Source organism: Pantoea sp. GL120224-02 (genome assembly GCF_900215395.1).
In the GTDB taxonomy this organism is placed as follows: Bacteria; Pseudomonadota; Gammaproteobacteria; order Enterobacterales; family Enterobacteriaceae; genus Pantoea; species Pantoea communis.
The window spans coordinates 78,801-86,431 of sequence record NZ_OBEC01000004.1 but is presented as its reverse complement, the minus strand read 5'-3'; the positions used below and the strand labels follow the sequence as shown (position 1 = coordinate 86,431).

The 7,631-nt window shown below is 54.1% G+C and carries 8 protein-coding genes and 1 tRNA gene; 6 read left to right on the top strand and 3 right to left on the bottom strand.

What is annotated here, in order from left to right:
* Positions 1–3 precede the first annotated feature (3 nt).
* Positions 4–80: transfer RNA gene (locus CRO33_RS09595), tRNA-Met, on the bottom strand.
* 204 nt (positions 81–284) lie between these two features.
* Between CRO33_RS09595 and mltA the strand changes: the two genes are divergently transcribed.
* Together mltA and tcdA are read left to right on the top strand one after the other, a co-directional pair.
* Positions 285–1,433 carry a murein transglycosylase A gene (mltA, locus tag CRO33_RS09590; protein WP_097117984.1) on the top strand — a complete coding sequence of 383 codons (1,149 nt, stop codon included), beginning with the start codon at positions 285–287 and terminating at the stop codon, positions 1,431–1,433.
* Positions 1,434–1,565: 132 nt separating this feature from the next.
* The gene (gene tcdA / locus CRO33_RS09585; RefSeq protein ID WP_034823088.1) at positions 1,566–2,372 is read left to right on the top strand and encodes a tRNA cyclic N6-threonylcarbamoyladenosine(37) synthase TcdA; all 807 of its coding nucleotides are present in this window, start codon (positions 1,566–1,568) and stop codon (positions 2,370–2,372) included.
* Here the strand turns inward: tcdA and csdE are convergent.
* Both csdE and csdA read right to left on the bottom strand, forming a co-directional pair.
* Entirely contained in the window at positions 2,360–2,809 is a 450-nt protein-coding gene (gene csdE, locus CRO33_RS09580) for a cysteine desulfurase sulfur acceptor subunit CsdE (RefSeq protein WP_097117983.1), read from the bottom strand. The genes tcdA and csdE overlap by 13 nt on opposite strands.
* Positions 2,810–2,813: 4 nt before the next feature.
* Positions 2,814–4,019, bottom strand: coding sequence for a cysteine desulfurase CsdA (gene csdA / locus CRO33_RS09575; RefSeq protein WP_097117982.1), 1,206 nt, complete (start codon positions 4,017–4,019; stop codon positions 2,814–2,816).
* A 208-nt stretch (positions 4,020–4,227) separates the two neighbouring features.
* On the opposite strand from csdA, the gene CRO33_RS09570 reads away from it, so the two are divergent.
* The 4 genes from CRO33_RS09570 (at position 4,228) to rlmM (ending at position 7,317) form a co-directional block, all read left to right on the top strand.
* On the top strand, positions 4,228–4,452 hold the full coding sequence (locus CRO33_RS09570) for a YgdI/YgdR family lipoprotein (RefSeq protein WP_034823084.1): 225 nt from the start codon (positions 4,228–4,230) through the stop codon (positions 4,450–4,452).
* Between the two features lie 408 nt (positions 4,453–4,860).
* Positions 4,861–5,778 (top strand): transcriptional regulator GcvA, encoded by a 918-nt coding sequence (locus CRO33_RS09565; protein ID WP_045816412.1) that lies wholly within the window; start codon positions 4,861–4,863, stop codon positions 5,776–5,778.
* A 50-nt stretch (positions 5,779–5,828) separates the two neighbouring features.
* Entirely contained in the window at positions 5,829–6,224 is a 396-nt protein-coding gene (locus CRO33_RS09560; protein ID WP_034823080.1) for a DUF423 domain-containing protein, read from the top strand.
* Positions 6,217–7,317: a 23S rRNA (cytidine(2498)-2'-O)-methyltransferase RlmM gene (gene rlmM, locus CRO33_RS09555; protein ID WP_097117981.1), complete on the top strand. Its 1,101-nt coding sequence runs from the start codon at positions 6,217–6,219 to the stop codon at positions 7,315–7,317. Before CRO33_RS09560 ends, rlmM begins: the two co-directional genes overlap by 8 nt.
* The last annotated feature ends 314 nt before the right edge of the window (positions 7,318–7,631 follow it).

Genomic DNA, 7,631 nt, shown 5'->3' with positions numbered 1-7,631 from the left:
AATTGGTTGCGGGGGCCGGATTCGAACCGACGACCTTCGGGTTATGAGCCCGACGAGCTACCAGGCTGCTCCACCCCGCGTCCGTGGATGCGCACTATACTCTCGACGCGCGGCGATGCAACCCCTTTTTGTGTTAAAGCCTTAAATTTACAGCCAGTTGGTGATTAATAGTGCCATTGGGCGATTAATTGTACAGATGTGAGCGCGGTAACTCGTGGCGGATTTCATTCTCTCTGCCCCTTTGCTATCGTCGCGGTGCAAACAACCGAGAAAAAGAGAAAGTGATGAAAGGACATTGGGCGAAGTATGCACTTACTGGCGCGTTTCTCGCGCTGTTAGCAGGTTGTAGTTCTAAACCGACTGACCGTGGTCAGCAATATATTGATGGCAAGCTGGAGCAACCGCTTGGGCTGGTCAATGAACCGAATGCCAAAGGGCGCCCGGTGAATGGCAGAGATTTTGGTGTGCAGATTCAGCAGATTCAGAGTGCCTCCAGTGGCTTATACAGCCGCAACACCGGCACTTACAGCGCTATTCAGAACTGGCTGCTCTCCGGTGCCGATACCCGTCAGTTGAGCCAGTTCGGACTTAACGCTTATCAGATGGAAGGCACCGATAATTACGGTAACGTGCAGTTTACCGGCTACTACACCCCTGTGGTGGAAGCGCGCTACACGCGTCAGGGTGAGTTCCAGTATCCCATTTATCGCATGCCACCGCGCACGCGCGGTCAGAAGCTGCCGAGCCGTGCTTCTATATATAGTGGCGGACTTGATGATCGTTACGTGATTGCCTGGAGCAACTCGCTGATCGACAACTTTATGATGGACGTGCAGGGTAGCGGCTACGTTGATTTCGGCGACGGTCGCCCGCTGCGCTTCTTCGGCTACGGCGGCAAAAATGGCTGGGCCTATCACAGTATCGGCAAAGAACTGATCGATCGTGGTGAAGTGAAGCGAGAAGATATGTCGATGCAGGCGATTCGCCAGTGGGCACAGGAACATACGCCGGAGCAGGTGCGTGACGTGCTGGAGACCAACCAATCGTTCGTGTTCTTTAAACCAGAAGAGTATGTGCCGGTGCGCGGTGCCAGCGCAGTGCCTTTGATTGCCAAAGCGTCTGTCGCATCCGATCGTTCATTGATTCCCGCAGGTACGGCGCTGTTAGCCGAAGTGCCGCAGTTGAACGAGAAGGGCAAATTTAACGGCAAGTATGAGATGCGCCTGATGGTGGCACTGGATGTGGGTGGGGCGATTAAAGGTCAGCACTTCGACATCTATCAGGGTGTGGGTCCAGACGCTGCGCATCTTGCCGGATTTTATAATCACTATGGCCGCGTTTGGGTGCTGAAAGCCGCGCTAGGTGCAGGACAGCCGCTGTTCAGCAATCCGCAAAATGGCAATAATGGTTCACTGATTATCGGGGCGAATTGATATTCTTCCCTGCGGCAAATCAGCGGGAGTATTCAGCTGATTTGCCATGGGTCGCCAGTCTTCGCGATCCAATGCGTCCATCACTGTTTCTGTAGGGTGCGTATTCATGCGCACCGCATCAAAAGGTTTGATATGAAAGTAGTCAGCGATGCCTGGCGGCAACGTTTTGGCGGTACGGCACGTCTGTATGGGGAAGAGGCGCTGCAGCGTTTTGCCGACGCCCATTTTTGTGTGATTGGTATCGGCGGTGTCGGTTCGTGGTCCGCCGAAGCGTTAGCGCGCACCGGGATTGGTAAAATCACGCTGATCGATATGGACGACGTCTGCATTACCAACACCAATCGCCAGATCCACGCCCTGCAAGGAAAAGTAGGACAAGCGAAAACCGAGGTGATGGCGGAGCGTATTCGCGCCATAAATCCTGAGTGCGAAGTGATCTGCATTGATGATTTCATCACGCCGGATAACACCGCTGAAATGCTGTCAGCCGGTTTTGATTACGTGATTGATGCAATTGACAGTGTGCGCCCTAAAGCCGCGCTGATTGCCTGGTGTCGTCGTAACAAGATTCCATTGATCACCACTGGCGGTGCGGGCGGGCAGATCGATCCGACGCAGATTCAGGTCAGCGATTTAGCCAAAACTATTCAGGATCCGCTGGCGGCAAAACTGCGTGAGCGCTTGAAAGGCGACTTTGGTGTGGTGAAGAACAGCAAAGGCAAGTTAGGGATTGATTGCGTGTTTTCCACTGAGGCGCTGGTTTATCCTCAGCTGGATGGCAGTGTTTGTACTTCCAAAAGCACCGCAGAAGGCCCGAAACGTATGGATTGTGCGGCGGGCTTCGGTGCGGCCACCATGGTGACCGCCACTTTCGGGTTTATCGCGGTGTCGCACGCGTTGAAGAAATTCCTCGCACGCGCGGCGCGTCAGGCTGCTTGATGCGCGCGCGCGTGGCGCTGCACTGCATCTGCCAACGCTTTTAAGCCACTGCTGCGTGAGGCGCTAAGCTGCGCACGCAGGCCTAAAGTATCAAACAACGCCAGCGGATCTTGTGCTAACAGATCGGCTGGCGTTTTGCCTTCCACCGCCGTCAACAGCACCGCCAGCAAACCGCGCACGATGCGGCCTTCACTGTCGCCGTAAAAGTGAAGTTTGCCGTTGGGTAGCCGTTGGCTGCTCAGCCAGACACGATTTTCGCAACCGCTCAGCTCAATCTCTGCCGTCTTCACGTCATCTTCCAGAGCGGGTAACTGGCGGCTGAGCTGGATCAGCTGGCGATAGCGATCTTCCCACTGATGAAAATGGGAAAATTTTTCGGTCAGGCTGGCTTCAGTAATCACATCGCCAAACGGATGTGGGCCGATCAGGGTGGTCATAACGTTATTCACTCAACAGGTCTACGGCATGATGCATGGCGCGCACCAGCGCATCCACGTCCTGCAAATTATTATAGGGGGCGAATGATACGCGCAGGGTGCCGCTAACACCCAGTGCCGCCATTAATGGCTGTGCACAGTGCTGTCCGGCACGCAGCGCAATATCCTGCTCTGCCAGCAGAGTGACAATATCGCTGTGATGAATGTCCGCGATATCAAACGCCAGCAAACTGGCATTACCACAACGGAAACTGCGAAAGCCGGGAATCTCGCCTAATTGCTCTTCGGCGAGGCTGGCCAGTTGCTGGCTCCACATCTCTGCTTTTTCAGCGTGGTGATGCGACAGCCATTCCAGCGCCGCGCTCAGGCCCACCACGCCCGCGACATTGGGCGTGCCGGCTTCAAATCGCCACGGTACCGCCTGCTGCGTGAAGCCATTAAAGTCGACGTGCGTTAACATCTTGCCGCCGCCTTGCCACGCATCCATCTCTTCCAGCAGCTCGGCTTTGCCGTACAGCGCACCAATCCCCATTGGGCCATACAGCTTGTGCGCGGAGAAGGCGTAAAAGTCGATGTCCAGCGCCTGAACGTTGGGGGGCGCGTGCACCACGCCCTGTGCGCCATCTACCATCACTTTGGCGCCAACATGATGTGCCAGGGTAATGGCCTGTGCCAGATCCGGACAGCCACCGGTGACATTCGACATCTGCCCAATCGCCAGCAGCTTAGTGCGTGCGTTTAGCAAATCAGGCAGTAGACGAATATCGGGCAGACGATCCGCGCCAATCGGCCATTTCACCACTTTCGCGCCTGCGGCTTGTGCCACCTTTAACCACGGCACCAGATTGGCGTGATGCTCGGCTTCGCTGACTACGATTTCATCGCCAGGTTGTAAGCGCGGTGCCAGCCAGCTGTGCGCCACCAGATTGATGGCCTCCGTGGTGCCACGCGTCCAGACAATCTGACGGTCATCGCCCGCGTGCAGCCATTTGGCCACCCGGCCGCGCGCCTGTTCATACTTCTCTGTCAGGTCGCGTGCTGATTTGAACTGGCTGCGATGCACGGTGCCTGCGCTCAAGCTATAGAACTGCGATGTGGCGTCGATCACAGCCTGAGGCTTCAGGGCAGTGGCTGCGCTATCAAGATAAACGCCCGCATCGCTTAATGCCGGAAACTGCGCACGGAAGGCGGTTGGGGAGAAGATGGTCATACGAAACCCACTGTATTCAATTTTAGGACCAGGCTGAAACCCGGCCGATTCGCTGGCAAAGCTGGAAAAGCGCGTTATGCTATTTATTGCAAGGTTTGAACCGCAACCCGCATAACTAATCGACCTTTACCAGTCGATTTCACTTTTTGCTGCCTCTGGTCAGCGCTTGCGGGTGGTTTAATGCAATCAATCTGCAAGGAGATAGAAGATGAAAAAACTCGCCGCAGTGCTGGCCGTGTGTACCATGGCCTTTACCCTGGCTGCTTGTTCCAGCAATTATGTCATGCATACCAATGATGGTCGCACCATTGTAGCGGACGGGAAACCGAAAGTTGACGATGAAACCGGTATGATCAGTTATAAAGATGCCAATGGCAACGAGCAGCAGATCAATCGTACAGATGTGAAAGAGATGGTTGAGATGGGGCAGTAAGCAGCAAGCCAAAAATTTCCCGGAGAAATTTTTACGTCGCTTCAGTGACGGCCCGAAAGGGGTACACAGGGATGTGTAGGACAAAAAAAAGCACCGCAATTTGCGGTGCTGCATAAAATCACTTGGACAGACAGGGTAAATCTACAGGAATTAAAAGCTTGATCTGCAATCGTCAGATCAAAATGCAAACACAACATCACGACCACAAGCCAAAAGCTCTCCAAAAGTCTGCGATCTCTCGCACGTTTCCAGAAATCTTTTCGTTCCGGCTCAGGAAGTGCGGCAACTATAGGTATTTGCTGGAGCTTCCTCAACGGACAAATTATAATGTCTCGGATTAAAATAACTAATACGTAACGACCTTGTATAAGTCGGACTGTTACCTTGTGAATCCGCTGATGGAAAACCATGTCTAAACGCCTTCCACCGCTTAATGCTTTACGCGTCTTCGATGCTGCAGCCCGCCATTTAAGCTTTACAAAAGCCGCTGAAGAGCTGTTTGTCACCCAGGCAGCTGTTAGCCACCAGATTAAATCTCTGGAAGATTTCCTCGGTCTTAAGCTATTTCGACGGAGGAATCGTTCGCTTTTACTGACAGAAGAAGGTCAAAGCTACTATCTGGATATTAAAGAGATCTTCTCGGCTATCAACGATGCGACGCGTAAACTTCAGGCGCGCAGCGCGAAGGGTGCCTTAACCGTCAGTCTGTTGCCCAGCTTTGCCATTCAATGGCTGGTACCCCGTCTTTCCAGCTTTAATATGGCTTATCCGGGCATCGATGTGCGGATTCAGGCGGTGGACCGTGATGAAGAGAAACTGGCCGATGATGTTGATGTGGCGATTTTCTATGGGCGCGGTAACTGGCCGGGTCTGCGGGTTGAGAAACTGTATGCCGAATATTTGCTGCCGGTCTGCTCGCCCATGTTTCTGACTGGCGACCATCCGCTTAAAACGCCCGCCGATCTGGCCCACTTTACGCTGCTGCATGATGCTTCGCGCCGCGACTGGCAATCCTATATCCGTCAGCTAGGATTGCAGCACATTAATGTGCAGCAGGGGCCGATCTTCAGCCATAGCGCGATGGTGCTGCAGGCGGCGATTCACGGCCAGGGCGTGGCGCTGGCTAATAATGTGATGGCGCAGAGTGAAATTGAAGCTGGACGGCTGGTCTGTCCATTTAATGACGTGTTAGTCAGTAAAAACGCTTTTTATCTGGTTTGTCATGACAGCCAGGCAGAACTGGGTAAAATAGCCGCCTTTCGTCAGTGGATCCTGGAAAAAGCCGCAGCTGAACAAGAAAAATTCCGCTTTCGCTACGATCACTAATGCGTTGAGTGCTGCACAGTGATGTGCAGTGTCATCCTGAGGAACAATGAATGTCCAGTCGTGCCATGTTTGTGTTTGCCGCCATTAGCGGATTCCTGCTGGTGGCCTTTGGTGCTTTTGGGGCACACGTGCTGAGCAAATCGCTCGGCCCGGCCGAAATGGCGTGGATCCATACCGGTCTTGAATATCAGGCCTATCACACATTGGCGGTGATTGGTTTGGGTGCGGCCATGCTGCGTCGCGCCAATATCTGGTTTTACTGGAGCAGCGCTGCGCTGGCGCTTGGCACCGTGTTGTTCAGTGGCAGCCTGTATTGTTTAGCGTTGTCGCACTTGAAGTTTTGGGTTTTTGTTACGCCAGTGGGAGGGTTGTTCTTCCTGATTGGCTGGTTCTTGATGTTGATTGGCGCATTGCGTCTTAAACGAAAGGCGGATCGCCATGAATAAAGTTTTACTCTATTGCCGTCCTGGCTTTGAGAAAGAGTGTGCGGCAGAGATCAGCGCCAAAGCCGCTGAACGTGAAGTTTACGGTTTTGCCCGTGTCAAAGATGATTCTGGTTACGTGCTCTATGAGTGCTATCAGCAGGAAGATGCCGAAAAGCTGATTCAAACGCTGCCGTTTGCCGAGCTGATTTTTGCCCGTCAGATGCTGGTGGTGGGTGAACTGCTGCGCGATTTGCCGCCAGAAGATCGTATTACCCCGATTGTCGGCATGCTAACCGGTGTGGTGGAGAAGGGCGGCGAGCTGCGTGTCGAAGTGCCGGATACCAATGAAGCGAAAGAACTGACCAGGTTCTGTCGTAAGTTAACCGTACCGCTGCGCGCCAGCCTGCGTGAGAGCAAAATCCTGCTCAACTACGAATCGCCGAAACGCCCGGTGGTGCATGTGTTCTTTATTGCACCGGGTACCTGCTATGTCGGTTACTCGCTGCCAGAGAACAACTCACCATTCTATATGGGCATCCCGCGCCTCAAGTTCCCGTCGGATGCGCCAAGCCGTTCAACGCTGAAGCTGGAAGAGGCGTTTCACGTCTTCATCCCGGCCGATGAGTGGGATGAGCGCCTGGGCAGCGGCATGTATGCCGTGGATCTTGGCGCGTGTCCTGGCGGCTGGACCTATCAGCTGGTTAAACGCAGCATGTGGGTGTACGCCGTAGATAACGGCCCGATGGCGCCCAGCCTCATGGATACCGGGCAAGTCACGCACTGCCGTGAAGACGGTTTCAAATACCGCCCATCGCGCAATAACATTAGTTGGCTGGTGTGTGACATGGTGGAAAAACCCGTTCGCGTCGCCAGTTTGATGACGGAGTGGCTGGTCAACGGCTGGTGCCGTGAGGCGATTTTCAACCTCAAGCTGCCGATGAAAAAGCGTTATGAAGAAGTGACGCAAAATCTGGCCATGATGGATGCGGCATTGAAAGAGAAGGGCGTGAATGCCCAGATTCAGGCGCGCCAGCTGTATCACGATCGGGAAGAGATTACTGTACATGTGCGCCGGCTTTGGGCGGCTGTAGGCGGCCGTCGCGACGAACGCTAAATTTCCCGTCATACTTCGCGCCACAGGTGCGTTGGCTACGTTTATACGCCCCAGTCACATACTGATGTATGTCTCTGGGGACTTAATAAACTTGCCGATCCTGCTTCATACTTTGCACTACAGCGGCGTTGGCTGCGCTTGTTCGCCCCGGTCACATACTGGCGTATGGTCCCGGGGACTCACGCACTTGCCGATCCTGCTTCATACTTTGCACTACAGCGGCGTTGGCTGCGCTTGTTCGCCCCGGTCACATACTGGCGTATGCTCTCGGGGACTCTCGCACTTGCCGCCTTGCTGTAGCACAAATTATTTCG